The following is a 24,141-nucleotide window of genomic DNA, read 5'->3' on the forward strand; positions in this document are numbered from 1 at the left end:
GAAAGGCACATTCCGGAAAGGTTACAGCACCATATCATCGTCCACGAGCGGATTCTCATAGGGGAACTGCAGATAGGAGGCTTCCTGGATGGCATTTTTCCAACGTTCGGCATGAGCGTGCAGCTGCTGCTCGACTTCTTGAATTCTTAGCTGCAAATCGCCGCCAGCCTCAGCCGTTCCGCTGTGCAGTGCGTGCTGCAGGGACGAACGTTCTTCGAACCACTGCGTTAATTGATATAAAAGCATAGGGAAAACCACCTTTCTCACACGTAGGACAGTATAGATGTAAGTATTCCCTGTGCGGTGGGCGGGCATACAGCGGGCACTAGATCCCCTGCAAAACAAACAAAAAGAACGCAGCCGCTGCCTGCGCTCTCCTCATTCATCTTCGCTTAAATAATAATTTGCCAGCTTTTTATATTCGGATGCTTTCAGGCAGTTATTCCTCTTCTCCTCCTGCTCGGACATCCAGGCTGCCAGAACACCCAACCTTAATTCCGTGCTTGCTTTTTTCTCAATAAACCATTGGTCAAAAATTTCAGGCATAATTTCTTTCTGACGCATGGATGCAAACAGTCGCTCGCAACTGTCGTACTTTGCCCCTCCGTTGTCATCTAGAAGCATAGTCCGTCTTATATGATCAAAAAAATCGAGCAGATCGCATTCGATATTACACTGGAGATACAGATTTTGCCGATCTGTTTTCAAGATGGAATCTTGATGATAGGTAACCAGCTTTTTCAAATAATTAATATACACTTTCAAGTTTTTTAGAGCGGTGGGTAACGGAACCATTGGAAAAACCGCATCGCACAGATCTTCTCTTGTTGAAGAAGGCTGCACAACCAGATGCGCAAATATGTTTTTGGCATACCGTTTGTTCCAGCCATCCAAAATCTCCCGGCCATTCAAGGTTACGCGAAAACCATGCAGCAGTTCTACTTTCAGCACGGGTTCCGTATTTCTTTTACTAATGAATATGGTTTGTAAAAATGAATCCTTCAAGTGTTGGATCGAATTCATAAAGTGTTGGATCGAATTCATATTTTCCGATTGGTACGTGATTCTCGCTCCCGCCTGGGTGTGCATCTCTCTTTGGATAAAGCTCTTGATCCACTGAACCGTCACAGCAGGCTGATCGATGAATACCGCATTCCCGGCATTTGGAACGACATAAAACGTAGAATGCGGAATAAGCCCGGACGTCATATTTTGGAAAGAAGGCGGATAAACTGTATCACACTCCCCTGCAAGCAGCAAAGTGGGACTTTGGATAGCTGCTAGTTCGTTTATTGGCCGTTGTTGGTTTTGAAGCTTAAACATTTTTGCGTACATCTCGGCAGACACATTCAAATACATGTTGTACAAATGCTGGGCTTCCTCATGCTCAAAGGCGAAGACCGTTAAGGAAGGCACGAGAAAATTTTGGAGTATGTAGGGAATTCCATATTTTTCAACTAGGGCAATATAGTTCTCGACGACGACGTTCCCATCCTCCGGAAACAGCACATTAATCGAGATGAGGACGAGGCACTTCACTAAATTCGGATACCGGGCAGCAAAGCAAACCGCCAAGGACCCTCCAAAGCTATGTCCCAGCAGGTGAAAAGCCTCTATGTTCAAATGCTCGATCAGCGCATAAAGATCATCGGTATAGAGATCCCATGAAACTTCGCCAGGGATTGATTCGCTTTGTCCGCATCCACGCAGGTCAACGAGCAGAAGATGATAATCCTCTTTTAACCCGTCAATTATGTGTCCCCATCGTGAGGAGTTAAAACCGTTTCCATGCAAAAAAACGATCGTTTCATCGGAGCTGCGTGCAGATGGGATAAGTTCGTAGTAAAGGCTAACTCCATTGACGTGCGCAAAAGACACCCAGTCACCGCCCTTCCATACTATGTTAGGTTCTATCATATAAGGAAAGGGATATTTAAACAATATGACTAGCTGTACAAAAATATTTGGAGGTTTCAACCTTTCAAAACTAAAAAGCGCAATCCGCAGATTGCACTTCACAAGGAAACTTCCTACTTTAATTGGCGATGCGCAGCGATGTTTTAACAATGACCATGGCATTGGCAATCGTGACTCTGTAGCCTAATTTAACCGCCTCGGACACAAGTGTCAGAGCTTGATCCTGATTCAGTCGGGAGGCCGGAAAAAAGGTTCGGTAGATGGCAAGCACATCCTCATGCACCTTGTCCAAAATTTCAAATGGAGGAAGCACAGCCTTATAATACTCATCAATGAAAGCATCGCTATCAATGAAAACATCCTCTGCGGGCAGCATGTAGCCCCTTGCTTCCAGCACCATTTTGGCAATACGATTGCCTTTAATCGCTGCATAACAAACAATATTGTCTCTCAGCAACCGAGCCTCGGCCTGGTCTAACGCGCGCAGCTGCGGCATTTCTCCTGTGAGGAAAACCTCCCACATTGTTTCCAGCATAACCTGTGTATTTTGTAAAAGCGTGTCTGCTTTGTCATCTATCGCGACTTTGGCTTTTAATAATATCGTTTCGCTGTTATCATTTAACGTCGTATTCACAATCGCCATATACGAGTCCAGCTTGGCTTGGTTGCGTTTGAATGCCGCTCTTTCTTGAGCCACCGCGCCCTTCTCCAACTGCTCGTTTACAGTCTGAATGATTTCTTTCTGCTTGCTTACATACCAAGAGAAACGGCCCGCACCTTGCTCAAAGGATCCTTCAATCCAAAAAACAGGACGCCTGTCGATCGTGTCGATCCCCCAGTCCGTTATACTTAGCAGCGGAAAAAGCGTCATCGCTTTTTTATTTTGGTGAAGGAATGCGATATAATGATTCGTCACCGCAAGATTGCCCTGTCCTTGCTCAAGGAAATAAGCATCTGTAAGGAAATGCGGCGTTTGTTTGGTTTGCTCCCGAACATTCGTGACTGCTCTCGTTCTATGCAAAAATTGAATGCCTTGCAAGAAGATCCTGCGTGTGTATCGAAACGTTAAGAACTCCCATGAATTTCCCATTTTGAAAAGCACCCGCTTTCATCTGTGTGAGAAGCATCATCTTGATGTAATTGCTTTTATCATACCTTTTTGGGGGTTACACAAAAGTTACAGGGAGGCGCCTTCTGCTTAGGCGCAAGGGAAATTAACCGGCTACGTTTCTTTTGTTTTTGCTAACATGATATATTGATAGAAATACACGATTAGATCGGCATGCGTATGTATTGAAAAAGGAGGTCATTGCTATGAACAAAAAACAAAGCAATCATCAAAGTCCAAGAAAAAACCAAAATCATAACCCCAAGCTCAAAATCAGCAAGAACCAAACGCATAAACCTGTTACAACCAAAGCAGCCACGGAGGGAAACACACGCCAATATACGGTTAAGGAGCCTACGGAGCTGCTGCCCTTTTTATTAGAAAAGCTTTCCGGCGTAGGTCGTAATTCGGTGAAAGCTACCTTGGCCCGTGGGCAGGTTTCCGTGAACGGAAAAGCCGTCACCGCCTATAATCACCCGCTGAAGCCCGAGCAAACAGTAACCATCAGCAAAGAGAAAATCGTAGAAAATATTCCGCTGGCCGGAATGTCCATTCTGCATGAAGACGAGGATGTCATCGTCATTCAAAAGGATTCGGGGCTTCTATCGATCGCCACCAACCCGGAGGAAAACCAAATTACCGCCTATCGCCAGCTCACGGCGCATGTGCGGAACCATGATCCGAAGGCCCGGATTTTTGTCGTGCACCGGCTCGACCGGGATACGTCCGGCGTCATGATGTTCGCTAAGAACGAAAAGGCCCAGCAGCACCTGCAAAATACATGGCAAGAGAGCGTGAAAGAGCGCACTTATGTAGCCTTGGTAGAAGGCATGGTCAAAAAGCAAGAAGGAACCATTTCTTCCTGGTTGAAGGAGCATGCAAAATCTCTCAAAATGTATTCGACGTCTTATCCGAATGACGGCCAGCATGCCGTTACGCATTACAAAACGTTGCAAGCGAACCGCAGCTTCTCCCTGCTTGAAGTCAATTTGGAAACGGGACGAAAAAATCAAATCCGCGTCCATATGCAGGACATCGGGCACCCTGTAGTCGGCGATAAAAAATATGGCTCGAAAACAAAAGAAATCGGCCGTCTCGGGCTCCATGCGCGCGTGCTTGCCTTTTTGCATCCGACAACAGGCCAACTGCTGCGTTTTGAAACGAACATTCCGAAGGTATTCATGAACCCTTTCCGTGAAATGCCGGCAAAAAAATAATAGGAGACGGTAGAAGATGCGAATTGTTGTGCTAGACGGTTATACATTAAATCCCGGCGATTTGGATTGGGATGGCTTACATGCACTTGGAGAAGTAGTTATCTATGACCGTACGGCTGAAGATCAAATTGTAGACCGTGCGGCGGACGCTGACATCGTGTTAACGAACAAGACGCCGCTCTCCGCAGCCACGCTTGAGCGGCTGCCGAAGCTCCGTTATATCGGCGTCCTTGCGACGGGCTATAACATCATTGACTTGCAAGCGGCTAAGGAGCGCGGCATCCTTGTGACGAATGTTCCTGCTTACAGCACGCAATCAGTAGCTCAGTTAGTATTTGCTCTACTGTTGGAGTTTTGCCATCGGGTACAGCAGCATAGCGACAGCGTCGTGAACGGGGAATGGTCCAGCTCGGTCGATTTCAGCTACACGGTATCTCCGCTCATGGAGCTAAGCGGCAAAACCATAGGGCTCATCGGGCTAGGCCAAATCGGCAAGCAAACCGCGTTGATCGCACAGGCGATGGGGATGAAGGTGCTTGCGACAGGCAGCGGCAGACGGACGCCTGAGCCGGTCGAGGGTCTTACTTGGGTGGAGCTGGATGAGCTTCTCCGGCATTCCGATGTGATCTCTCTCCATTGTCCTTTGACACCGGAGACCAAAGAACTTATACAAGCTGAGCGAATTGCACTTATGAAGCCTACGGCAATATTGTTGAATACGGCAAGAGGCGGCCTTCTGAATGAAGCCGATGTAGCGCAGGCTCTGAACGAAGGGCGTCTGGGCGGAGCCGGGCTTGACGTGTTGACGTTAGAGCCTCCGGCGCCGGACAATCCTTTGCTGCATGCGCGCAATGTGCTTATCACCCCGCACATTGCCTGGGCTACGAAAGAAGCACGAGCTAGGCTGATGGCCACTGCCGTCGGCAATGTGCGCGCTTATATTGACGGGCAGCCTCAGAATTTGATTGGGTAAATAGAAAGGGGACCGAGATTCCATGGTTGTTGGAATTTCGGTCCCCTTTTGTGTGCCTTGTGGGAACTACAGGGCGTTATTTGGCCTGGACTGGGGGAAATAGGGGACAAGACGGAACTAGAGGGCGCTATTTCCACTTTGTAGGCTGCATTCCGCCTGTAAAAGGCCACATAGCGGACTTCAGTTCCCATTGACGGCGATGCGCCCGGCTTTTCGCCTAAATAAGGGATCGTAGGGGCCGCATCAGCTGCTCAATCTCCGGGGCTGAGGCTTTTTCTCTGGCTTAAGCTTGTTTTACAGCGTTAACGTGGCACTTTTCCGCATCTGCGACACTTTAACGCTGTTTTTCGGCGTCTCAGCTGCTTGAACCTTCGGATTTGGGACTCTCCGTCTCGAAACGTTGCTATTTCAATAATGCCGCATAATCCATCTGCGGCACTATTCCTGCCTCTGCCGCCCGCTGAAGCAAGGTCAAGACAGCGCCATAGCCGTCATCGCCGAGATTAGCGGTGAACTCGTTCACATAAAGGTCGATGTGCGCTTGCGCGACCTGAGGGTCCATCTCCTGCGCGTGCTGCATCACGTAGTCGCGCGAAGCTTCCGGATGCGCCCACGCGTATTCGACAGAGGCGCTTGCCCAGCCCGCAAGCGCCTCCAGATCCATCGAGCGCCGCGCGACAATGGCGCCGAGCGGAATCGGCAAGTTGGTATCCTCTTCCCACCAACTGCCCAAATCTTTGAGAAGCGCTAACCCGTACGACGGGTATGTAAAACGCGCTTCATGAATCACGAGGCCGGCGTCGATAAGGCCGTCACGTACGGCTGGCATGATCTCGTGAAACGGCATGACCACGATTTCACCGACGCCGCCGGGGACGTTCTGTGCCGCCCACAGGCGGAACAGCAAGTACGCGGTCGAGCGCTCGCTTGGCACGGCGACCCGGCGGCCGCTGAGCTGGGCCGGGTCAGGCGTTTTGCCGCCGGACTGAGTCAGCACCAGCGGACCGCAGCCTCTGCCCAAAGCGCCGCCGCAAGGCAGCAGGGCATACTCCTCCAGCACCCATGGGAGTGCGGCGTAAGAGATTTTGAGCACATCGGGGCCAGTGCCCTCTGCGGCCAGCCGATTCGTAATGTCGATATCGGCATATAAGACATCCAGTTCTGGTGCGCCGGGAATTAAGCCATGCGCCCATGCATGGAAAACAAAAGTATCATTTGGACAAGGTGAATACGCAATTTTCATCTTAAAGCACCTCCGCTAGGACTGAACTTGCTGCTTCTAAAGCTTTTAAAGCATCGCCGATGCGCCAGGCATCGCGATCACGGGGACCTACCGCGTTGGAAATCGCGCGGATTTCGATCACAGGCACGCCGCGCAGCGCTGCGGCTGTCGCAATGCCGAAGCCTTCCATGGCTTCGGCTGCGGCTCCCGGCACGCGTGCCGCTAGCAGAGCCTGCGTAGCGGCCGTCCCGGTGGCTGTCGCTACCGTGAGCACCGGCGCAGTGCGCGCGCTAAGGCCGGCGGCTGCGAGCGCCGCCGTCAACCGCTCGGCTATGTCCGCGGCGACGCTGATGCGCGTCGACCCGAAGCCGAGATCATCCAGGGAGCTGAAGCCGTCCAGCAGCTCCACGCCAAGATCCGCGGCGATGATCTCGCTCGCGACCACAAGCGATCCGATCTCCGCTTGTCCGGGGAATCCGCCGGCAATACCGGCGATAACTACCAAATCATATTGTGCCGCGGCGAGCATCATTGCGCCATTAGCGGCTGCTGCCGCAAGTCCTACGCCGGCCAAGGCGAATTCAAACCGGCTGTCATGGCCAAGTCCACGCTGTACGGCGTCTCTTTCAGGCGCTACTGCCGTCATAATTAGTACACGCATTGTTAGGCCTATCCCCTTTTTAATCAATCACCATGATGAACGCTATATAGATTATTTTACATGACCAGGACCAAATAAGAAACTTTTTGAACATTTCCGCCATAGCCGTATTGACTTCCCCATCTAATTTAATTATCATCTAATTAGATTAATGTCTAATTAGATAGAGACAAGGAAGTGCTGCCGCCATGCAGTTAGATAAAATTATCACCTACCACAAAGCGCTCTCCGACGCGACGCGTATACGCATGCTCATTTTGCTGGGAGAAGGAGAGTTGAACGGTCAAGTGCTTGCCGATAAGTTGGGGGTTACGCCCGCTACCATCACCCATCATGCCGCTAAGCTTCGCGAGGCCAGTCTCATTCATGAACGCCGAGAAAAGAACACGATTTACTTTGCCTTGAACGAATATTTTATTCGCAGCAACGCCAGCGCTACATCTGATCTCATTTTCAAACATCAGAAAGGAGAGTCATCGCTACCCATGAAAGATACAGACGCCAATCATAACCTCAAGCAGTCCGTCATTCGCAACTTTATCACGCAAGACGGCAAACTTAAACATATCCCTGCACAGCTCAAAAAGAAGCTGATCGTGCTGGAGCACTTCATCGGACAGCTCGAAAAGGGGCGCACGTATACCGAGAAGGAACTTAACGAATGGATTAAAAACTACCATCCCGATTTCGCAACGATTCGCAGGGAATTTATCATGCATCAATTTATGTTCCGGGAAAACGAAGTGTATGAATTGAATCCGCCTGAGATGTGGGCCAAGTGGGAAACCTTATCTTGATCGGCTAGGCAACAATACACATGAGCATTTTAAAGCACTTGAACAATTATAACGCAAATGTTATAATATAACAAAAACGTTATATTCGAAACGTGAAAACAAAATAAACGAGGTGCATTCATGTATAAGATTATTCTTTACGAGGATGCCCGCGGCTACTGTCCATTTCTTGATTTCCTTAATACTCTCGATATTCAAGCAAAATCAGATAAAAAAGCAGCTGGTCTAAGAAAAAAGATTAACTACTGCATTGATTTGATTCAGTTCGGGGGTACTCGCGTCGGAGAAAAGTTTACCAAACAAATTGACGGCAAACTATGGGAACTTCGCCCGGACGATCATAGAGTTTTCTTCTTCATGTGGAATGGGAATCATATTGTACTGTTACATAGCTTCCGCAAGGAAACTCAAATAACTCCACAGCATGAGATCGAAAAGGCGATAAAAGAAATGAATGATTGGACAAAGCGCATGGGGCTTGGAGGAGATAGATAAGTGCCTCCCGTCTCCATTGATACCTTTTTTATTTTATAAATATAGAAAGGGGTGATATACACATGCGTAATTGGGACGATGTTAAGTTTAACAGCTCGTCTGTCCCAGAGGAGGAGCTTCGGGCCTTAGAATTTACAGCCATGCTCGTAGCGAAGATAATTCTGAGAAGAAAAGAGCTCGGTATGACCCAAACACAATTAGCTGAAGCGACAGGTCTAAAACAGTCTGCAATCGCGAGAATAGAAAGTGCAAAAAGTATCCCGCGTATCGATACAATTCAAATATTAGCTAAAACTCTGGGAATGAAACTAGACCTGATCATTGATGAAGAAGCTGCCACAGCAATGGCTTATGCTTAAGCGTCATTTATCATCAAATCGTTATACCAAAGCATAGCCTAAATTCCCAAGCGCGTCGGAATTTGGGCTTTATGCTTTGGCGGGCAGTATCCTGTCTCAGTAACGCCACCCGCTCGAACACTAAAATGGACACGTCCCCAATTAAAAAAGGCGAATCAGGACATTCATCCATACGCCCTCTAGATGAATGACATATATTGATTTTGTGAAGGCAGGGATAGACATGAGTTGTGGAATTGTAACACCCTATTACAATGGCGCGGCTGTAGTCCTCGTTTTATTCATCCTCTTGGTTATCGTTCTTAGTACTTTTGGTTTTGGCTGGTAAAACAGGATAGCGGCTGAGACGATGAATTCGTTTCGGCCGCTTACTTTTTTGTGAGCTTTTACGCTATAATGAAAGCCTACAGCATGCTTTGCATGTATGACCTATTTAGGATGGAGACGAGGATTTGTGGCTACTCCGATTTTGACCATTGTGGTCCCTTGTTATAACGAAGAAGAAGTTCTTCCGGAAACGGTATTCCGGCTTAGCGGCGTGCTTGACGCCCTCATCTCGGATCAACTGGTTGCAAGCACCAGCACTATGCTCTTGGTTGATGATGGCAGCAAGGACGCTACTTGGTCGCTTATCGAACGTTTTCACGCCTCCAACTCCTTCGTTACCGGGCTTAAGCTGGCCCGCAATGCCGGCCATCAAAGCGCCTTGCTTGCCGGTCTCATGCAAGCCAAAACTTATTCCGATTGCGTCGTATCCATCGATGCCGATCTGCAAGACGACACCGACGCTATTCGCGAGTTTGTCCTCAAATTCCGCGAAGGCTACGATATTGTATACGGTATCCGTCAGGACCGATCCGCAGATACCTTTTTCAAACGGGCGACTGCGCAAGGCTTCTATAAGCTGATGACTTCCCTTGGGGTGAAAATTCATTACAACCATGCGGATTTTCGCTTAATGAGCAAGCGCACTCTCGACAATTTGGAGAAATTTCAAGAGGTTAACTTATTCCTGCGCGGCATGGTGCCCTTGCTGGGCTTCCCGTCCACTCAGGTGTACTATGACCGGAAAGAACGATTCGCCGGAGAATCCAAGTATCCGCTGCGCAAAATGCTGGCCTTCGCTTTCGACGGCATCACCTCCTTCAGCGTGACACCGATCCGCTTCGTAACCGTCATGGGTTTCGTCCTGTTCCTACTCAGTGTGTGTGCCGGCATATACGCCATTATCGGGAAAATGCTGGGAGCCAATGTCACCGGTTGGACTTCGCTAATCCTGTCTGTCTGGTTCATCGGCGGGGTACAGCTTCTGGCGCTCGGCTTAATTGGCGAATACATAGGAAAAATATATAAAGAAGTGAAGCAGCGGCCGCTTTTTGTCATTGAAAAAGAATTGAAAGGGAGCGCACAGGAACAAGCGGAGATGCCTGTAACAGCCCCGTCCATCCCTGCTGCTACGGTCCGTCGATAACATGGTACAACGTTTACGGGCTTTGTTGTCAGGCAGCTTCATCCGTTTTCTACTTGTCGGCGTGTTCAATACGCTGGTAGGTCTCTCCGCCAGCTTCGCTTTCTTTAATTTGCTGCATCTGAATTACTGGATCTCGACGTTTGCAGGTAATACCATCGGAGCCGTCGTCAGCTATACGCTCAACCGTACGTTTACGTTTCGCTCGAGGGCAAGTCTCGGCAGCAGTTGGTGGAAATTTGCCATCGTTATTTTCAGCTGTTATGGCTTGTCTTATGGCAGTAGTCTATTATTAGTTAAAGCCGCAGCTTCCTTATGGCCTGACCTGCCGGCTGATTTGGCGCACAATACGGCCATCTTGCTTGGAAATGGCTTGTACACCATTGGCAATTATTTGGGGCATAAATATTTTACATTTCGGACTAATGGCCTTTCGGGCAGCGGGGTATCCTAATCACCAAGAGGTGATGCCTAATGGCACGTAGAAGAAGCAACCGGGCCATCGTGCCCGGTTCGGAGCATGGACTGGGAATGCTCAAGGCTCAGGTGATGCAAAATCAAGGCTATACAGTTAATCCGGAGCGTCCTGACTTAGTCAAGTACGAGGTCGCCCGAACGCTCGGTGTCCCCCTTCAGCAAGGCTACAACGGCCAATTGAGCTCGGAAGACGCCGGCAGAGTCGGCGGACCGATCGGCGGGGCTATGGTGAGGGAACTCGTGCGAATGGCGCAGCAGAAATTGGCGGAGCAGCGTCCCCCCCAATAACCCGCTTTGGGATAGATTGCCATAATCCGCCGCTGGTTCACATAAACTAATAGCAAGCTGCTTGCAGCGCTATTTTCTATGTAAAAGTCAGGTGATGATGGCCAATGAATCCTCCAGGCAACCGTCCGCCAAAGCCCGATTGGAAAGGGCTCTCGGCGCAAGCCGGCGATGTGCTTGGCCCCGAATTTTGGCAGGACATTGCCAGTATCATCCCGTTAACCGGGCCAAGAATCGATATGTATGAGACTCCGCAGGAGATGGTGGTTGTCGCTGAAGTTCCCGGGTTGTCCTCACCCGAGCAGATTCAGCTCTCTTTCCGGGATCAATCGCTTTTAATGCGTGGAATGCTTGTTCGCCCCTACCAGGTGCTTGATGAGCAGATGAGACTTTCCGAGCGTTTCTTTGGCGCCTTTGAGCGCGTGATTCGCTTGCCCGGCAGAGCTCTGACCGAGCAAATGAGGGCCCAGTATCATAACGGGCTGCTCATTATTCGAATTCCTCTGACACCACCCGATGGGGAAAAAGTAATTCCTATTCAGTTCACATAACGCTCGACCGCCCTGTGCCTGCCGGTGACGCCGTCACCTGCCCGCTAAGAGGTAAGGTTGAGCGTTATTTGTTATGGATTTTGGGAAAAGAGATATGAATCTCCGTTTGTCCCCATATAAATAAAAAATAGAAATGCGGATATGGAGGGGATTATTGTGGTACGCATCCAATTTCAATCAATTCATATCGACAACCTCGAGAATTCATCCAGTGTGAACAAGGGCACAAATCGGATCGTCGGTAAGCGGGACTTCTCCAAGAACAATCAGGGGCTCGGAGCCGTACATGGCGAACGCAATGTCATTATAGGCGGTAAGCATGCAGTTGACGATGGCGATCACTTTGATTATAAACCCTTTATACGAAAGAGCTGAGAAACGATCATGTGGTTTCAAAAGAAAAAACCGCCGCCTCCCAAAGCGCAAGAAGCGAAACCAGCGAAACCAATGACACCACCGCCGGCTGAGGCAGCCGCTCCTGTTAGAACGGAGCCTGTCTCAGCTTCCGCCTCTTCCTTAACCATTCAGCAGTTCGAGAAACGCCTGAAGAAATTAGAAGAGGAATTAGCCAACCTGACCGCCAAACATCCGCAGATTCATATAGATACTCTGCATGTTCATCAGCCTGTTTTAGAAAATTTAACTTTTCGTTTAGATCATTTGGATATCAAGGAATTGAGCGGCTCCTTTAACTTGGGGAACAATTTTGGAGCCAAGCCGAACGAGAAGAAAAGCCCTCTCGATGAAGCTTTTAAACACGCTCAAGTGTCAAAAGAGCCTGCGGCTGCCGCTTCCCGATCAACCCGTAACGATAAGCCGCCCGTTGCCGCAGAGTCCGGCCGTGACAGCGCCGCACCTGCACCGGAAAGAACCTCAACCGGCTACCGGTACACACCACCATCCAAAACGAAATGAGGTGTTCCCCTTGTCATCGTTCATGTCACCGACGTTTATTATCGGCTCCATCCGGATCGGATCGGTTGAAAGTGCTTCTTGCATCAATATGGGTAACAATTGGCCAACCGATTTCCAAAGTAATCAAAAGACCGTACAAGGGTTTGGCGCTGTTGAAGGCGACAACAATCAGTTAGTCGGAACCCGCTCCATGCTCAATGATTCCGATTTTCTGGATATGCTCAATGTCGGCGATAACGAAACACCCGAATGGCTGCAGGAGATGATTACTGCGCAGGCGGCAGCCTCCGGATTTACCCCGGCTGCAGTCGCAGGCAAGTCTCCGGAGGAAGCGGCCAATACGCCGCAGTCTTCGGACTAAGACCGCTGGAAGCCCGCCTTTCAGACCCGGCCAATAATAAGATCCCCTTTGGTGTAAGGCGCATCAATAATGTCATTATCATGAACAGTGTTGAAATTGTTAACCACGTAATTGTTCTCGCCTTTTACTTCGCCAAGACCGGAATTTTCCTTGCTGCTTGTCGTCCAGTACATTTGTGCATTCGTACCGATAAAAATACCGGAACAATCCGATATCGCATTCACATGGATGGCATCAAATTGAATGAGCGGCGGGTCTAGAGGAAGCGCCGGAAAAGCGACTTTCTGCATATGGCTCACCTCTTTTTCTACTAGACTTGATTCGTGACGGCCGGTTTGAAATCCTGATCGTTAATCGGAGCATCGATAAAGTCGTTGTCGAAGATTACATTCAGGACATTGACCGATATGACATTGCCCACGAACTCTCCTGTTCCGTAATTGTTTTTACTGTGCGAATCCCAGCTCGACTGCGCATTCTCACCGATTCCGATGGTGGCATTTGTATTCTGATTATTGATATTAATCATGTTAAAAACAATGGAACTCGGCATACTGCTCACTCCTATCTTGGGTTGACAAGGCTATGGGATGAATCTTGTATGCTAGCCTATTCAATCGTCACCGGATTGGTGTACGAATCGCCAGATGATCGTGAATTCGAGATGGTCATTCATCCGTTTAGGTCCCTTTACACAAAAAAAAGGACTGCAGCGAAAGCAATCTTTCGCGTGCAGTCCTCTTAATTGATCTTACCAGAAGAATCCAGGGCCACCAAAGCCACCATAGCCAAACCCAGGACCAAAGCCACCACCAAAGCCACCATAGCCAAAGCCGCCACCGAATCCAAAAGGCGAAGTACCAATAGCTAACAGGTCAAACAGTACCAATGGGATGAAAGCTTTAACTTGAGCTTTTTTGCCTTTTTGTTGAGCGACAATCAACGTGTTTCCACTGACTCTCACCAGTTTACCGGACACGCTTGTTCCATCTTTCTTAAGAGCCACAATCTGTTTACCGACCAATTTAAGAACGTCCTCTTTACGAATTTGGGATGTCATGAACGTCCACCTCCTTTTATCCATCAGGGATACATTGCTCTACAGTGTACTCCTGTGTAGGTAAGATCGCTTGGATAGCTGTCCACCCCTCGTAAAAATGGTCGATTGTCCGTAAAAAAACACCGCATTTCCAGGCCATACGGCTAGAAAAGCGGCATTTTATCCATCATGTGCTTACCCTTTGCGAATTTTTCCAAGCTCTGTCGTAATCGCGTCGATCTCGCTGATACTGAATCTATCTTTGCTAATGACCATGTCGTACAAGTCTTTCAGATCCTCATACACGTCTTCCTTCACATTCGAGGCCTTAATGGAGCCTCCCGTCGCCATGCGCAGCTTCTTCTTTATTTCTTCAAACATAAATTCCACGTTTTCTTCCGACCAAGTGTTCAAATTCATTGTAAAACCCCTCATCCTTCCCAGCTGTTCTTTTCCCTATATTAATGCACATGGGGGCTAATGTAAAATACAAGCTTCTTAACGGACAAAAAAAAGAAGAAAGACCGTCGCCTTTCTTCCTTACCTGTTTATATGGCATTCGTGAACGGTACATGCGGACTTACCATTTTGACAAGCGGGCGCTGCTGCTGATAAGAATCGAATTCCAGGCTTACACAGATGAGGCGAATATGCTCTTCAGCCAGCTTCCGGGCATCTTCATAAGTAAGTTTAAACTGAATGCAATACGATATGAGACCGTGTAAAGACATAAACAAATTCCAAGGAAGCGTAAACTTTCTGCTTTCGAAGCCTGGCTGGTCAGCCACGACCTGACGAACGACGATGGAAAACATTTCGAGGCATTGTGCTTGCTCGGTACGGGAATACTGCTGCAGTTCAGGTTCATTCAGCATGAACATCATTTCATAGTGATTCGGATTGCTAAGGCCAAACCAGACGAACTCCATCATTAACTTTTGAAGCAAATTCACGCTAAATCCATGTTCGCGAACGATCATTTCCCGCTGACGCTGCATCAGCATGGAGAAGTCGTCTTTAATTAACGCGTAAAACAGTTCCGCTTTTTCAGTAAAATGATAATATAGCGCTCCATGACTGTAACCCATTGCTTTTGCGATGCTGCGCATCGTTAAAGCGCGATAGCCAAAAGTAGCGAATAATACCCGCGCCTCGGCAAGTATTCGTTCTCTGCTAAGCTCTTGTGCGACTGCTTTCCTAGCCATTCCTATCCCTCCGCATCCTTAGCCTATTTAATTTTGTCTAGTCTCGAACCTGCCTATCCGGGCAGGTTCTTGTGAACAATGTACTCGTTCTCTCCAGCGATAATAATGCCTTGACCTTGCGTAAGATCTGTAGCCCAGTTGATAAATGCCGCCGCTTCCGCTGCCAAAGGATAGCAAGTTACCGTTACCTTATCGGTAAACGCAATATCCCCAAGAAGCATTCCCTGATTTCTCAGCTCGTTCTCGATTTTGCCATACCACGTATAATCAACCTCAATCATCACTTTCTGGTGATTAACTTTATATATCGGTTGTGCGGCTTCAATGCCCACCACGGCTCCATCCGTATATGCCCGAATGAGTCCGCCCGCGCCGAGCATGATGCCGCCGAAATAACGGGTTACGACAACTGCGATATTCTTGAGCCCTTGATGCTTGATCACTTCCAGAATCGGCTTGCCTGCCGTGCCGCTCGGTTCCCCGTCATCCGATTGCTTCTGAATCTGGTCTCTGTCCCCGATGACATAGGCACTGCAATTGTGCGTAGCCGCTTTGTGTTCCTTCTTGATCGCTTCAATAAATTGGGCAGCAGCTTCTTCTGACTCCACGGGTTTGGCATGACCGATGAAACGCGACTTCTTGATGATGATTTCCGACGATCCGTACGATTGGATAGTTTTGAAATGTGCTAGCATAGCCGACCTTTCTTGGTAGAAGGAAACAACTGTTTCATTACATTCTACACACATCTTTTGACTTCGACAATATAGAAAGAAAATTTACCACATAAATAATGGAAATTATCCGATAGAAAAAACGACCTATCCGATTGGATGGATCGTTTTCTCTTCCCTGCTTGAATTACTGCTGCAAGCGTGCTTCCAGCTCCGCTTTTTCTTTCTCATAACCCGGTTTGCCCAAGAGCGCAAACATATTCTTTTTATAAGCTTCAACGCCTGGTTGGTCAAAAGGATTCACACCCATCAGGTAACCGCTGATGCCGCAAGCTTTTTCGAAGAAATACACCATGTACCCGAAGGAGTAAGGCGTCATATCCGGCAGAGTGACGATCAGATTCGGTACGTGTCCGTCCGTGTGGGCGAGCATCGTGCCCTGGAACGCTTTTTTGTTCACAAAATCCATCGTTTTTCCGCTAAGGAAGTTAAGACCGTCCAAATCATCGGCATCCGTACCGATCGTAATATGATCAGCCACTTGGTCAACTTGAATCACCGTTTCAAACAAAATGCGGTTGCCGTCTTGAACGAATTGGCCCATCGAGTGAAGATCCGTCGAGAAGTCTACCGAAGCCGGATAGATGCCTTTGTAGTCTTTCCCTTCGCTTTCCCCGAACAATTGCTTCCACCATTCGGATACGAAATGCAGGGACGGCTCGTAGTTCACGAGTATTTCAATCGTCTTGCCTTTGCGGTAAAGCGCGTTGCGAACAGCAGCGTACTGATACGCCTGGTTCTCGCTAAGCTTCGGATTCGCATACTCGCGCTGAGCGTCGGCAGCACCTTTCATGATCGCTTCTACGTCAATGCCGGCTGTTGCGATTGGCAGCAAGCCAACAGCCGTCAGAACGGAATAACGTCCGCCTACATCATCCGGAATGACGAAAGATTCGTAACCTTCTTCATTCGCCAGCGTTTTCAAAGCGCCTCTCGCTTGATCCGTTGTTGCGTAGATACGTTTGCGGGCAGCTTCTTTGCCGTATTTTTTCTCCAGAAGCTCACGGAAAATACGGAAAGCAATCGCCGGCTCCGTTGTCGTACCGGATTTCGAGATGACGTTCACGGAGAAATCTTTGCCTTCCAATAGTTGAAGAAGGTGTGTCACATATGTAGAGGAAATGTTATTTCCTACGAAATAAATCTCAGGCGTTTTCCTTTTATCTTTAGGCAAAATGTTATAGAACGAATGAGACAGCATTTCAAGCGCAGCGCGCGCTCCCAAATAAGAACCGCCAATTCCGATAACGACAAGCGCTTCGGAGTCGGACTGAATCTGTTTAGCCGCCGCTTGAATGCGAGCAAACTCCTCACGGTCATATTTCTCCGGCAGATCCACCCATCCTAAATAATCAGCCCCTGCACCTGTTTTGTTGTGCAGCTGTTCATGCGCCAGTTCTACCTGTGCAGACAAATAGTCAACCTCATGTTGGGATAAAAAGGATAATGCCTTGCTGTAGTCAAATTGTAACTTAGAGCTCAATATGCTCGCCTCCATCTCTATATTTTTCCTGTTCCTAGCATACTTATTTGCTTGTACAAAAGCAAGTAAGAAGGCATTCACAGGCAAGATTTCCCATGATAAAATGAATTCAGAGGTGAATGATCATGAAACGTATCGGCTTTATCGGACTTGGCACAATGGGTAAACCCATGGCTGCTAACCTTATCCAAAAAGGTTTTATGGTAACTGTTTATAATCGTACTGCTGAAAAAGCGGACGAGCTGGCTCGTCTTGGCGCTGAAGTTGCTTTCACACCTGCCGAGGCTGCCCGCCATTCGGATGTGCTTTTCACCATGCTTAGCAATGATGCCGCTTTGTTGGATACATTTTACAGCGAACATGGCATTCTGAGCGGTATTCATCCGTCTCTCACGATTATTGATTCCAGCACAGTTTCTCCCCAAACAAGCCAAAAGCTGGCCGAGGAGCTCGCAGGCCATTTCGTCGACTTCCTCGACGCGCCCGTTACAGGCAGTAAGCCTGCAGCCGAGGAAGGCTCGCTAACGTTCATGGTCGGCGGCAACCAGGAAGTGTTCGAAGAACATCAGCAATTGTTCCTCGCGCTGGGCCGCAAAGCGCTTTACTTAGGCCCCTCCGGCTCTGGTTCCTATGCCAAGCTTGCCCACAATACGATGGTCGGCATTAACTTGGTCGGTCTTGCCGAAGGCTTATCCATCGCCTCCAAAGCAGGGGTTGACCTTGAGCAATTCTTGGAAATCGTCCGCTCTGGCGGTGCGAACAGCAAAATGGTCGACCTCAAAGGCGATAAAATATTGAATCGCGATTTCAGCAACCAATTTTCCTTGAAGCTGATGCTCAAGGATCTCTTAATCGCTCAGGGACTGGCCAGCGAGTTTCAATTGCCCGCTCCCCTGCTGCAAACAACCGCAACCTTATTCCAGATGGGATTAAGCAAAGGCCTCGGCGATGAGGATATGAGTTCCGTCATCCAGTGCTACGAGGACTGGATCGGACAGCAGGTCGCTAAACCTAGCAAGCCTGCTGCCCTAGTTGAAGAGAAGCCGGCCTCGGCGCTCTCCGGTCGCGAACGCCGCCGGAATACGCGCGTGAAGCTGGACATCAACTTGAAGCTGTCCATCTATCAATGGGAGCAGGAAGGCTCCTTCTCCGGCCAAAACATCGACGGCACCCTCTTCGACCTGTCGGAGAGCGGACTGCAAATCACAACCGAAGCGCCGCTTGCCCCGGATATGTTCATCGTCATCCACTTCCCGCAGGAAGCGGAACTTCCGCCAATTACCGCTCGCGTGATCCGGATCGAGTCCGAAGGCCGCAAGTTCCGGTATGGCTGTATGCTCTCCGGTCTTCCGCCTTATGTGCGGATTAAGCTGGAGAAGTATATTGATGAGCATATTGGGAATGTGGTTTAGGTCTTGCACAGTGAGTTCGATGACGCAGCCACATTTGATAATAAATTGACGCGTGAAGAACACCGTCTTTCCCATTTGGGAGAGGCGGTTATTTTTTTGTTTGGAGGGGATTTGGATGAGCTTTGAAAACGAATATAAAGCTTGGGTAGGCTTCCATGAGAAGAAGCGTTCTGGGGAGCGGCTGCGCAGAATGCGGGAAGGTCTCGGGCACGCCGAGCATTTATTTTTGCAGCAGGTATGGTGGCCCGTGATCAGGCATTTTCGCCAACTGCACCCGGAATACGAGGTGAAGGATTATCTGGATGGCACCCGCTTCATTGATTTCGCCTATCTCCGGCCGCCTTATTGTATATGCATCGAGATGGATGGTTTTGGCCCCCATGCCCGAGATATAGACCGAACTCGCTTCGGCGATAACCTCATGCGGCAGAATCAGTTGATGCTGAATGGCTGGAAAGTTTTTCGTTTTGCCGTTGATGATATCACTGGGCATCAACGACGCTGTCAGCAGGTTATTTTGAGTATGATGGGAAGGTGGTATGGAGATGATTGCGGTCGTGAGATGTGTTCGCTCACCTATCGAGAGAAAGAGATCGCTCGGCTAGCTGCTAGCGCCGTTGACCCGCTTAAACCGCAAGCCGTTGCGGCACATCTGGGTATCCGCGTGGAACATGCGCGCAAATGGCTTCACAGCTTGCATCGAAAAGGGATTATCAAGCCTGCTAGCGGCGGGCAGCGGGTCAGATCTTATGTGCTCGACCCTTCGGGTTCAGACTGGTCGGTATTTTGATAGAGTTGGCGCTGGTAGATAGGGACGGTTGGCGATGGATGGGGGGCGTTCGGAGGCTAGCTGAGAAAGCAGTCTTTAGAGACTTCTATTTGGGAGAATATGCGGTTTGAAGTGAGAATAGAAGCTTCTGGAGACTTCTATTTGTTAAAATACTGGCTGAATCTAGGGAATCCGCACCAATAAGAGTCCCTTACGTCTTCTATTCACCTCTAATGAAGAGAATTCGCGCAAATAAGAGCCTGCAAAGGCTCTTATTTGTGTTGTCTTACGCTTCCAGTTGGCCCGAAGCCTTGCGCAGCTCATTAGCGAGTCGATGGAATTCTTCTCTAGCTTCTGCATCCTCCGTACTCATCCAAGCGGCCGATAGAAAACGAATAATCTTGTTCGCATCCTCAATGCTCATCATGTACCCCCTTTTTCCTCCAGCTGATCAAAACGAGTGAGATCACTTCCCTCTATGATTTGAATAAGCTTATCCGCATACTTGGGATCAGTGGCGTAACCTGCACACTGTATCTCCTTGCTTGCAATTTGGTAATTGCGTTCATTCAAAGCATTCTTATAGCGCTGATTCTGCGCAAGCAAAAGAGAATGATCGCGTATGCTGTCCGCCCAGCTTTCGTACACTCTAAAACCGTCTACAATTTGTATCCACTTGCCATAAATGAACTCCTGCGTTGCTTGCTGCTGCCCGCTCCCTTTGATTCCGAACAAATTGTTGCCTGGCGCGTGACTTCCCCAACCGCTTTCCAAGATCGCCTGGGCTAATGTCACGCTGGCCAAAATGCCAAACTCCCGCATATTCACCTGTGCCGCAGATGCAATTTGCCGGGTAAAGCTTTCCTTGCTCATAGCCCTTCACCTTTGCTGCGAAGTACCTGAATCATCTGTTTCAAAAAGCTGGGCAGCGGCAGCCCTAACCGCCCGTAATTTTCAGTGATTGAAATAAACTCATTTGCCAAGTAAAAATAAATCGCACCTGTCATCATTAAATCTATGTTCAATAACAGGTCCATGCGGTGCGCCAACATGATGACGAGCAGCATCATTCCTTTGCGGGTAAGGCCCCAGAAGCCGACCTGACTGTTCAAACCGCGCTGCTCCTTCATAGAGGCGGCAATGCCTGTAACATAATCTACGCCGATTGCCATCAGAAAGAGGCCAAGCAATTCGGTCCACCCGCCGAAGGCATATGTCACGCACGCGCCAAGCGCGGCCAAAATCGAACTGAACATGAATTGGCTCATCGGTTTCGCTCCTTTCATTTGAGATGGGAGAGAGAATGGTAGTCAGACGCCAGTACTTGCTGATGTTAGCGTTTTGGTGGGTGAGTCCGTCTGCGAAAAGCGACTTGAATTGTTCAATCGTATGAGGATGGGGCGTGCCGGATGCTTTTCAAGTGATAGGTTCTGTTCGGCTATTTTCATTTGTTGCGAATTTGCGTATCTGTGTGCAACTTAGCCATAAGCGGCATTGAAACTTGCGGAGCAGCAGCACCGCCCGTTAACGTCACGGTCATCACTCCCGTGGACAAATCGCCTGAGCGCGTCGCAGCTTGCGCATCGAGCACCGTCAACCACCTGCCGCCCAGCCCTCCCAGGGGCAATTTCGCCTGCTCCGCCAATCCCAGCATCAGCAGCTGCGCTGCCAACTGGTATTCGCTTGCCGATCTGGCGGCAATTTGTCCGACGAACTGCTTGGACAGCTGAGGTGCGCCTCTCGACACTGCTGCGCTGTGCCAGCCTGTACACTGCCACGAGACCGACGGGCGGCAGGTTCCGTTAAATCCGCGATAGACGCGCCACTGCAAGCTAAGTGCGGATTCTGTGTATTGCGAAATGGCTTCGAGCCACGATTCGGCGACAGGCATCACCTGCTTAAGCAGAAGGACGGCTTTCATGGAACATCTGCCCTCTGCATCCAAAGCCTGGACGGCAGGCAACGCTGTAATTTGCGCCGTATACAGACCGCCATCCACGTCAATAATGCCTTCTTCCGGCTCCAATAACTTGCCAATGATGCGCCAAATCCTTTCTTGCGCTCCTTCGGAAGTCTCACTCCTGATCAGCAAACTCAGCTTGCGCCAGCTGCCCGGCGCGTCGAGCTTAAATTCGGCGCTGCCTCCTGCGTGACAAAGTGCAATAGACTCATCAAGATACTGCGATTCGCTATCCACGAACAGATCGGTGCCGAGTATTCCCTCTCCTTTTCCTTGCAAAAACAACGCCAATTGTTTGGCCATGTTACTCATTCACTCTTCTCACCTCCTTTCCAACACTGATCAGTAAATGTTTTGAAATTCAAAACATTTTTTTCTTTATCAAAATCACTCCCTCGCCTCTGTTCTCCATAAGCCTTGCTTGAGGGCCTTCGGAGCTTAATCACTCCTCCGTTTTTCCAGCAGCATCACCGCCTTCTTGGTTTATGCAACGATCTTACCACGTCTTTTTATAATCGAACTGCCAATAAACGGCCAACTTTCGGACACGCTAGCCTATCGTTCGTATGACCTCCGTTCGCAGCATGTAAGCTAGTTTATCGATTGCTCTTCCTTTCGCCCTTCGATAAGTCCTTTCACTTAAATTGAGTTCATGACAAAGCAGACAATCCAACATTTTCTCCTTCTGCAAATAACGTCTCCGTATAATCTCCTGCTCCTGCTCGTCCAGCCGCGTCAGCGCCTGCTCAACCTCGGCACATAAGAGAGCAGCCTGCTCTTCAGAAGCAGAAACGGCTCTATATTCAGCCGGGTTCTCCGTCACGCAGTGCGCATGCAGCCTGCTGTTCTCTCTCCGCGCACCTCCGAGCGTTTGATACAAACGAACCGTTTCGAGCAGACCTTCCACCTTTTTTCGAGTAGCCCGTTTGTCCATCTGTTCCCCCTCTATGTGTAACATTTGTTCCAGCATCCTGATCATCTCCCAAAATTTATTGTTTTGAAACACTAAACAAATCATACCTCAATCTTGTTTCGTATTTCAACACAAAAGTTTTGAGAGACAAAAAAACCTCTTGTTTTTTGTACCTCTAAGCATTTACAATAAGTAGCAGGTGATGAATCGATGAAAGATATGGTCCAGTTCGGCCTTCGAATCCGGCAGCTGCGTAAACAGAACCATTTTACCCTTAGAGAGCTTGGAGAACGGTCCGGTGTTAGTTACTCGTTTATTAACTCCATAGAAAATAACCGCTTCAGCCCATCGAGGGATACGGTCATTGCGCTGGCCGATGCGTTGAATCGCTCAGACAAGGACGAGCTCTTGCTGCTCGCTGGCTTTGCGCCGACGGAAGAAGAGTCGCTGGATATCTCCTCCGAACCGGGGATTGATCGCATCGATGATCCTGAGGTTAGTTTATTTTTTAAAGACTTCCAAAGTGCGCCCAAGGAACGGCGGGATGAAATGCTCCGCTTCTGGCACTTCATCAAGGAGCAGCAGATCAATCGTATGCCGGATAGCGAGCAATAATATATTTTACATGAAAAAGCAGAGCCCCTCGGGCTTTTCTTTATCCCTTACAAGCGAACATACATTCCTATATTTTGAATATCGAGGTGTTTACCCTGTTTACTCACTATCAAACTACCCCTCTGGAACAGTGGGTCGAAGCTTTATATGAGCAGCATGAGATTACAACGCCGGCTCAGCTCTGCATGACCCATTTGGCGGCTAAGCTGCGCATTTGGGTGTATACGATGGATATGAACAGTATGGCCGTCGAAAATAACGGGCAGTTCAGCATCAACGTTGACCGCCGGCTGTCCCCCAAGGAGCAGTGGGAAGACTTTTTGCACGAGCTGTGCCATGTTCTTCGCCACTCCGGCAACCAGATGGCCATGCCTGACCGTTATGTGAACTGGCAGGAGCAGGACGCATCCGCCTTCCAGCTCTACGCGGCGATCCCTCTCTCCATGCTGAAAAAACTGCCGCTGCCCGAACACAAAAATGAAATGATCGCCTACCTGTCCGAAGAGTTCCAAGTCACTTTCCGTCTGGCCAAAGCGCGCATCGACCAAATTCAAAGGCGTGTTCTACAGGGAATTTTGGATTATGAGTATCAACAATATACACAAAGCCAGGTGGGGAAATACGATCCGTCCAAATGGTCCGACGCAACTCGCCTCATGATGGACAAGCTGGGACAATTGAAGTCAAAAGGAGTGCTGGCAGATGGCGATGCTAACCGTATTCTATGATTATCATGAGGAGGGGATCGTGCCGGTTCTCTTATCTTTGCGTTTTAGCCTGGGGGAGCTGGATTTCAGCCAAGACTCGCTGTACGTGCCGCTGGAGGCGCCTTTTCAGCAGTTGGCAATGGAAGACATCTGCGACCTCGATGCCGGTATTACAGTACTCATGGAGGATCTCATCGTCCATCCTGAACGCCCTCACGCCGTTGGCATCTCCCTGTCTCGCCTAAGACAGCGGCATGCGGCGTACCTGGAGCAGCTCACTGATATCCAGCAGCTGTGGCTGCGGATGCATGACATCGAGGAGGTACTGCAGATGGATATGCGCTCTTTGTATCGTTGGAGCTGATGGCGCGGCTGCAGCGTTGCTTAGTGAGACGGCCTTTTCGGACGTCTCACTGCGTTCCTCGGCCGTTTCCGCTACTGAGACGGCCTTTTTCGCCCTCTCACGCCGCAAACTTCCTTCTCTTGCGGCTTTTCTCC

Annotated in this window: 35 protein-coding genes; 18 read left to right on the forward strand and 17 right to left on the reverse strand. The window is 49.1% G+C overall.

What is annotated here, in order from left to right; genetic code table 11:
• Window positions 1-21: 21 nt before the first annotated feature.
• The 3 genes from GC097_RS09100 to GC097_RS09110 all read right to left on the reverse strand — a co-directional run bounded on the left by GC097_RS09100 (window position 22) and on the right by GC097_RS09110 (window position 3,007).
• Window positions 22-246 carry a hypothetical protein gene (locus tag GC097_RS09100; RefSeq protein ID WP_171683018.1) on the reverse strand — a complete coding sequence of 75 codons (225 nt, stop codon included), beginning with the start codon at window positions 244-246 and terminating at the stop codon, window positions 22-24.
• A gap of 132 nt (window positions 247-378) precedes the next feature.
• On the reverse strand, window positions 379-1,917 hold the full coding sequence (locus tag GC097_RS09105) for an alpha/beta fold hydrolase (protein WP_171683019.1): 1,539 nt from the start codon (window positions 1,915-1,917) through the stop codon (window positions 379-381).
• A 118-nt stretch (window positions 1,918-2,035) separates the two neighbouring features.
• Window positions 2,036-3,007, reverse strand: a complete 972-nt coding sequence (locus GC097_RS09110; RefSeq protein ID WP_171683020.1) for a hypothetical protein — start codon at window positions 3,005-3,007, stop codon at window positions 2,036-2,038.
• Window positions 3,008-3,231: 224 nt separating this feature from the next.
• Here GC097_RS09110 and GC097_RS09115 point away from each other — a divergent pair, with 224 nt between their 5' ends.
• Window positions 3,232-4,242, forward strand: a complete 1,011-nt coding sequence (locus GC097_RS09115; protein WP_171683021.1) for an RluA family pseudouridine synthase — start codon at window positions 3,232-3,234, stop codon at window positions 4,240-4,242.
• 16 nt (window positions 4,243-4,258) lie between these two features.
• Entirely contained in the window at window positions 4,259-5,215 is a 957-nt protein-coding gene (locus GC097_RS09120) for a D-2-hydroxyacid dehydrogenase (protein WP_171683022.1), read from the forward strand.
• 403 nt (window positions 5,216-5,618) lie between these two features.
• On the opposite strand, the gene GC097_RS09125 is transcribed toward GC097_RS09120, so the two are convergent.
• Both GC097_RS09125 and GC097_RS09130 read right to left on the reverse strand, forming a co-directional pair.
• Window positions 5,619-6,458, reverse strand: coding sequence for a 1,4-dihydroxy-6-naphtoate synthase (locus GC097_RS09125; protein WP_171683023.1), 840 nt, complete (start codon window positions 6,456-6,458; stop codon window positions 5,619-5,621).
• A gap of 1 nt (window position 6,459) precedes the next feature.
• Window positions 6,460-7,098 carry a futalosine hydrolase gene (locus GC097_RS09130; RefSeq protein ID WP_171683024.1) on the reverse strand — a complete coding sequence of 213 codons (639 nt, stop codon included), beginning with the start codon at window positions 7,096-7,098 and terminating at the stop codon, window positions 6,460-6,462.
• 188 nt (window positions 7,099-7,286) lie between these two features.
• Here GC097_RS09130 and GC097_RS09135 point away from each other — a divergent pair, with 188 nt between their 5' ends.
• The 11 genes from GC097_RS09135 to GC097_RS09185 all read left to right on the forward strand — a co-directional run bounded on the left by GC097_RS09135 (window position 7,287) and on the right by GC097_RS09185 (window position 12,806).
• Entirely contained in the window at window positions 7,287-7,895 is a 609-nt protein-coding gene (locus tag GC097_RS09135; protein WP_171683025.1) for a DUF2087 domain-containing protein, read from the forward strand.
• Window positions 7,896-8,015: 120 nt separating this feature from the next.
• Entirely contained in the window at window positions 8,016-8,390 is a 375-nt protein-coding gene (locus GC097_RS09140) for a type II toxin-antitoxin system RelE/ParE family toxin (RefSeq protein ID WP_171683026.1), read from the forward strand.
• Window positions 8,391-8,452: 62 nt separating this feature from the next.
• Window positions 8,453-8,749 (forward strand): helix-turn-helix transcriptional regulator, encoded by a 297-nt coding sequence (locus tag GC097_RS09145; RefSeq protein WP_171683027.1) that lies wholly within the window; start codon window positions 8,453-8,455, stop codon window positions 8,747-8,749.
• 223 nt (window positions 8,750-8,972) lie between these two features.
• Window positions 8,973-9,077, forward strand: coding sequence for a YjcZ family sporulation protein (locus tag GC097_RS09150; protein ID WP_171683028.1), 105 nt, complete (start codon window positions 8,973-8,975; stop codon window positions 9,075-9,077).
• A 126-nt stretch (window positions 9,078-9,203) separates the two neighbouring features.
• On the forward strand, window positions 9,204-10,220 hold the full coding sequence (locus tag GC097_RS09155) for a glycosyltransferase family 2 protein (protein ID WP_312875640.1): 1,017 nt from the start codon (window positions 9,204-9,206) through the stop codon (window positions 10,218-10,220).
• A gap of 1 nt (window position 10,221) precedes the next feature.
• On the forward strand, window positions 10,222-10,671 hold the full coding sequence (locus tag GC097_RS09160) for a GtrA family protein (protein WP_246294088.1): 450 nt from the start codon (window positions 10,222-10,224) through the stop codon (window positions 10,669-10,671).
• A 20-nt stretch (window positions 10,672-10,691) separates the two neighbouring features.
• Window positions 10,692-10,982, forward strand: a complete 291-nt coding sequence (locus GC097_RS09165; protein ID WP_171683030.1) for an alpha/beta-type small acid-soluble spore protein — start codon at window positions 10,692-10,694, stop codon at window positions 10,980-10,982.
• Window positions 10,983-11,086: 104 nt separating this feature from the next.
• Window positions 11,087-11,530 carry an Hsp20/alpha crystallin family protein gene (locus GC097_RS09170; protein ID WP_171683031.1) on the forward strand — a complete coding sequence of 148 codons (444 nt, stop codon included), beginning with the start codon at window positions 11,087-11,089 and terminating at the stop codon, window positions 11,528-11,530.
• Between the two features lie 156 nt (window positions 11,531-11,686).
• Complete coding sequence (locus tag GC097_RS09175) at window positions 11,687-11,905, forward strand: hypothetical protein (protein ID WP_171683032.1); 219 nt, start codon at window positions 11,687-11,689, stop codon at window positions 11,903-11,905.
• A gap of 9 nt (window positions 11,906-11,914) precedes the next feature.
• Window positions 11,915-12,445 carry a hypothetical protein gene (locus tag GC097_RS09180; RefSeq protein ID WP_171683033.1) on the forward strand — a complete coding sequence of 177 codons (531 nt, stop codon included), beginning with the start codon at window positions 11,915-11,917 and terminating at the stop codon, window positions 12,443-12,445.
• 10 nt (window positions 12,446-12,455) lie between these two features.
• Window positions 12,456-12,806 (forward strand): hypothetical protein, encoded by a 351-nt coding sequence (locus GC097_RS09185; protein WP_246294089.1) that lies wholly within the window; start codon window positions 12,456-12,458, stop codon window positions 12,804-12,806.
• Between the two features lie 20 nt (window positions 12,807-12,826).
• On the opposite strand, the gene GC097_RS09190 is transcribed toward GC097_RS09185, so the two are convergent.
• The 7 genes from GC097_RS09190 to GC097_RS09220 all read right to left on the reverse strand — a co-directional run bounded on the left by GC097_RS09190 (window position 12,827) and on the right by GC097_RS09220 (window position 17,267).
• A complete protein-coding gene (locus tag GC097_RS09190) occupies window positions 12,827-13,096 on the reverse strand; it encodes a hypothetical protein (RefSeq protein WP_171683034.1) in 270 nt (89 codons plus the stop codon).
• A 20-nt stretch (window positions 13,097-13,116) separates the two neighbouring features.
• Window positions 13,117-13,359 (reverse strand): spore germination protein, encoded by a 243-nt coding sequence (locus tag GC097_RS09195; RefSeq protein ID WP_281364273.1) that lies wholly within the window; start codon window positions 13,357-13,359, stop codon window positions 13,117-13,119.
• Between the two features lie 198 nt (window positions 13,360-13,557).
• Entirely contained in the window at window positions 13,558-13,866 is a 309-nt protein-coding gene (locus tag GC097_RS09200; protein WP_171683036.1) for a 50S ribosomal protein L33, read from the reverse strand.
• Between the two features lie 174 nt (window positions 13,867-14,040).
• Window positions 14,041-14,265, reverse strand: coding sequence for a DUF1128 domain-containing protein (locus GC097_RS09205; RefSeq protein ID WP_171683037.1), 225 nt, complete (start codon window positions 14,263-14,265; stop codon window positions 14,041-14,043).
• 128 nt (window positions 14,266-14,393) lie between these two features.
• Window positions 14,394-15,050, reverse strand: a complete 657-nt coding sequence (locus GC097_RS09210) for a TetR/AcrR family transcriptional regulator (RefSeq protein ID WP_171683038.1) — start codon at window positions 15,048-15,050, stop codon at window positions 14,394-14,396.
• 53 nt (window positions 15,051-15,103) lie between these two features.
• Window positions 15,104-15,745 (reverse strand): YigZ family protein, encoded by a 642-nt coding sequence (locus GC097_RS09215; RefSeq protein WP_171683039.1) that lies wholly within the window; start codon window positions 15,743-15,745, stop codon window positions 15,104-15,106.
• A 166-nt stretch (window positions 15,746-15,911) separates the two neighbouring features.
• Entirely contained in the window at window positions 15,912-17,267 is a 1,356-nt protein-coding gene (locus tag GC097_RS09220; protein WP_171683040.1) for a glucose-6-phosphate isomerase, read from the reverse strand.
• Window positions 17,268-17,392: 125 nt separating this feature from the next.
• Here GC097_RS09220 and GC097_RS09225 point away from each other — a divergent pair, with 125 nt between their 5' ends.
• Entirely contained in the window at window positions 17,393-18,679 is a 1,287-nt protein-coding gene (locus tag GC097_RS09225) for an NAD(P)-binding domain-containing protein (RefSeq protein WP_171683041.1), read from the forward strand.
• A gap of 52 nt (window positions 18,680-18,731) precedes the next feature.
• The gene (locus tag GC097_RS09230) at window positions 18,732-19,469 is read left to right on the forward strand and encodes a DNA-binding response regulator (protein ID WP_312875641.1); all 738 of its coding nucleotides are present in this window, start codon (window positions 18,732-18,734) and stop codon (window positions 19,467-19,469) included.
• A 265-nt stretch (window positions 19,470-19,734) separates the two neighbouring features.
• Here GC097_RS09230 and GC097_RS09235 read toward each other — a convergent pair whose 3' ends face one another.
• The 5 genes from GC097_RS09235 to GC097_RS09255 all read right to left on the reverse strand — a co-directional run bounded on the left by GC097_RS09235 (window position 19,735) and on the right by GC097_RS09255 (window position 22,366).
• The gene (locus tag GC097_RS09235; RefSeq protein WP_246294090.1) at window positions 19,735-19,872 is read right to left on the reverse strand and encodes an N-acetylmuramoyl-L-alanine amidase; all 138 of its coding nucleotides are present in this window, start codon (window positions 19,870-19,872) and stop codon (window positions 19,735-19,737) included.
• Entirely contained in the window at window positions 19,872-20,321 is a 450-nt protein-coding gene (locus GC097_RS09240) for a glycoside hydrolase family 73 protein (protein WP_171683043.1), read from the reverse strand. Before GC097_RS09240 ends, GC097_RS09235 begins: the two co-directional genes overlap by 1 nt.
• Window positions 20,318-20,716, reverse strand: coding sequence for a phage holin family protein (locus GC097_RS09245; protein WP_171683044.1), 399 nt, complete (start codon window positions 20,714-20,716; stop codon window positions 20,318-20,320). Before GC097_RS09245 ends, GC097_RS09240 begins: the two co-directional genes overlap by 4 nt.
• 176 nt (window positions 20,717-20,892) lie before the next feature.
• Complete coding sequence (locus GC097_RS09250; protein ID WP_171683045.1) at window positions 20,893-21,720, reverse strand: minor capsid protein; 828 nt, start codon at window positions 21,718-21,720, stop codon at window positions 20,893-20,895.
• 238 nt (window positions 21,721-21,958) lie between these two features.
• The gene (locus tag GC097_RS09255) at window positions 21,959-22,366 is read right to left on the reverse strand and encodes an ArpU family phage packaging/lysis transcriptional regulator (RefSeq protein WP_171683046.1); all 408 of its coding nucleotides are present in this window, start codon (window positions 22,364-22,366) and stop codon (window positions 21,959-21,961) included.
• 165 nt (window positions 22,367-22,531) lie between these two features.
• On the opposite strand from GC097_RS09255, the gene GC097_RS09260 reads away from it, so the two are divergent.
• The 3 genes from GC097_RS09260 (at window position 22,532) to GC097_RS09270 (ending at window position 24,007) form a co-directional block, all read left to right on the forward strand.
• Window positions 22,532-22,936 carry a helix-turn-helix domain-containing protein gene (locus GC097_RS09260; protein ID WP_171683047.1) on the forward strand — a complete coding sequence of 135 codons (405 nt, stop codon included), beginning with the start codon at window positions 22,532-22,534 and terminating at the stop codon, window positions 22,934-22,936.
• Between the two features lie 74 nt (window positions 22,937-23,010).
• Complete coding sequence (locus GC097_RS09265; protein ID WP_171683048.1) at window positions 23,011-23,664, forward strand: ImmA/IrrE family metallo-endopeptidase; 654 nt, start codon at window positions 23,011-23,013, stop codon at window positions 23,662-23,664.
• Window positions 23,639-24,007 carry a hypothetical protein gene (locus tag GC097_RS09270; RefSeq protein ID WP_171683049.1) on the forward strand — a complete coding sequence of 123 codons (369 nt, stop codon included), beginning with the start codon at window positions 23,639-23,641 and terminating at the stop codon, window positions 24,005-24,007. Before GC097_RS09265 ends, GC097_RS09270 begins: the two co-directional genes overlap by 26 nt.
• The last annotated feature ends 134 nt before the right edge of the window (window positions 24,008-24,141 follow it).

Origin of the sequence: Paenibacillus planticolens, assembly GCF_013141725.1 — a bacterium.
Classification (GTDB): Bacteria; Bacillota; Bacilli; order Paenibacillales; family NBRC-103111; genus Paenibacillus_E; species Paenibacillus_E planticolens.

What these genes read in the sequence shown, in the direction of transcription:
- GC097_RS09270 (WP_171683049.1), top strand. Translation starts at nt 23,639, where the DNA reads ATGGCGATGCTAACCGTATTCTATGATTATCATGAGGAGGGGATCGTG.
- GC097_RS09125 (WP_171683023.1), bottom strand. Translation starts at nt 6,458, where the DNA reads ATGAAAATTGCGTATTCACCTTGTCCAAATGATACTTTTGTTTTCCAT.
- GC097_RS09225 (WP_171683041.1), top strand. Translation starts at nt 17,393, where the DNA reads ATGAAACGTATCGGCTTTATCGGACTTGGCACAATGGGTAAACCCATG.
- GC097_RS09100 (WP_171683018.1), bottom strand. Translation starts at nt 246, where the DNA reads ATGCTTTTATATCAATTAACGCAGTGGTTCGAAGAACGTTCGTCCCTG.
- GC097_RS09180 (WP_171683033.1), top strand. Translation starts at nt 11,915, where the DNA reads ATGTGGTTTCAAAAGAAAAAACCGCCGCCTCCCAAAGCGCAAGAAGCG.
- GC097_RS09205 (WP_171683037.1), bottom strand. Translation starts at nt 14,265, where the DNA reads ATGAATTTGAACACTTGGTCGGAAGAAAACGTGGAATTTATGTTTGAA.
- GC097_RS09160 (WP_246294088.1), top strand. Translation starts at nt 10,222, where the DNA reads ATGGTACAACGTTTACGGGCTTTGTTGTCAGGCAGCTTCATCCGTTTT.
- GC097_RS09215 (WP_171683039.1), bottom strand. Translation starts at nt 15,745, where the DNA reads ATGCTAGCACATTTCAAAACTATCCAATCGTACGGATCGTCGGAAATC.
- GC097_RS09135 (WP_171683025.1), top strand. Translation starts at nt 7,287, where the DNA reads ATGCAGTTAGATAAAATTATCACCTACCACAAAGCGCTCTCCGACGCG.
- GC097_RS09260 (WP_171683047.1), top strand. Translation starts at nt 22,532, where the DNA reads ATGAAAGATATGGTCCAGTTCGGCCTTCGAATCCGGCAGCTGCGTAAA.
- GC097_RS09110 (WP_171683020.1), bottom strand. Translation starts at nt 3,007, where the DNA reads ATGGGAAATTCATGGGAGTTCTTAACGTTTCGATACACACGCAGGATC.
- GC097_RS09150 (WP_171683028.1), top strand. Translation starts at nt 8,973, where the DNA reads ATGAGTTGTGGAATTGTAACACCCTATTACAATGGCGCGGCTGTAGTC.
- GC097_RS09130 (WP_171683024.1), bottom strand. Translation starts at nt 7,098, where the DNA reads ATGCGTGTACTAATTATGACGGCAGTAGCGCCTGAAAGAGACGCCGTA.
- GC097_RS09190 (WP_171683034.1), bottom strand. Translation starts at nt 13,096, where the DNA reads ATGCAGAAAGTCGCTTTTCCGGCGCTTCCTCTAGACCCGCCGCTCATT.
- GC097_RS09255 (WP_171683046.1), bottom strand. Translation starts at nt 22,366, where the DNA reads ATGTTACACATAGAGGGGGAACAGATGGACAAACGGGCTACTCGAAAA.
- GC097_RS09235 (WP_246294090.1), bottom strand. Translation starts at nt 19,872, where the DNA reads ATGAGCATTGAGGATGCGAACAAGATTATTCGTTTTCTATCGGCCGCT.
- GC097_RS09115 (WP_171683021.1), top strand. Translation starts at nt 3,232, where the DNA reads ATGAACAAAAAACAAAGCAATCATCAAAGTCCAAGAAAAAACCAAAAT.
- GC097_RS09120 (WP_171683022.1), top strand. Translation starts at nt 4,259, where the DNA reads ATGCGAATTGTTGTGCTAGACGGTTATACATTAAATCCCGGCGATTTG.
- GC097_RS09105 (WP_171683019.1), bottom strand. Translation starts at nt 1,917, where the DNA reads ATGATAGAACCTAACATAGTATGGAAGGGCGGTGACTGGGTGTCTTTT.
- GC097_RS09250 (WP_171683045.1), bottom strand. Translation starts at nt 21,720, where the DNA reads ATGAGTAACATGGCCAAACAATTGGCGTTGTTTTTGCAAGGAAAAGGA.
- GC097_RS09145 (WP_171683027.1), top strand. Translation starts at nt 8,453, where the DNA reads ATGCGTAATTGGGACGATGTTAAGTTTAACAGCTCGTCTGTCCCAGAG.
- GC097_RS09195 (WP_281364273.1), bottom strand. Translation starts at nt 13,359, where the DNA reads ATGCCGAGTTCCATTGTTTTTAACATGATTAATATCAATAATCAGAAT.
- GC097_RS09200 (WP_171683036.1), bottom strand. Translation starts at nt 13,866, where the DNA reads ATGACATCCCAAATTCGTAAAGAGGACGTTCTTAAATTGGTCGGTAAA.
- GC097_RS09165 (WP_171683030.1), top strand. Translation starts at nt 10,692, where the DNA reads ATGGCACGTAGAAGAAGCAACCGGGCCATCGTGCCCGGTTCGGAGCAT.
- GC097_RS09140 (WP_171683026.1), top strand. Translation starts at nt 8,016, where the DNA reads ATGTATAAGATTATTCTTTACGAGGATGCCCGCGGCTACTGTCCATTT.
- GC097_RS09240 (WP_171683043.1), bottom strand. Translation starts at nt 20,321, where the DNA reads ATGAGCAAGGAAAGCTTTACCCGGCAAATTGCATCTGCGGCACAGGTG.
- GC097_RS09245 (WP_171683044.1), bottom strand. Translation starts at nt 20,716, where the DNA reads ATGAGCCAATTCATGTTCAGTTCGATTTTGGCCGCGCTTGGCGCGTGC.
- GC097_RS09170 (WP_171683031.1), top strand. Translation starts at nt 11,087, where the DNA reads ATGAATCCTCCAGGCAACCGTCCGCCAAAGCCCGATTGGAAAGGGCTC.
- GC097_RS09210 (WP_171683038.1), bottom strand. Translation starts at nt 15,050, where the DNA reads ATGGCTAGGAAAGCAGTCGCACAAGAGCTTAGCAGAGAACGAATACTT.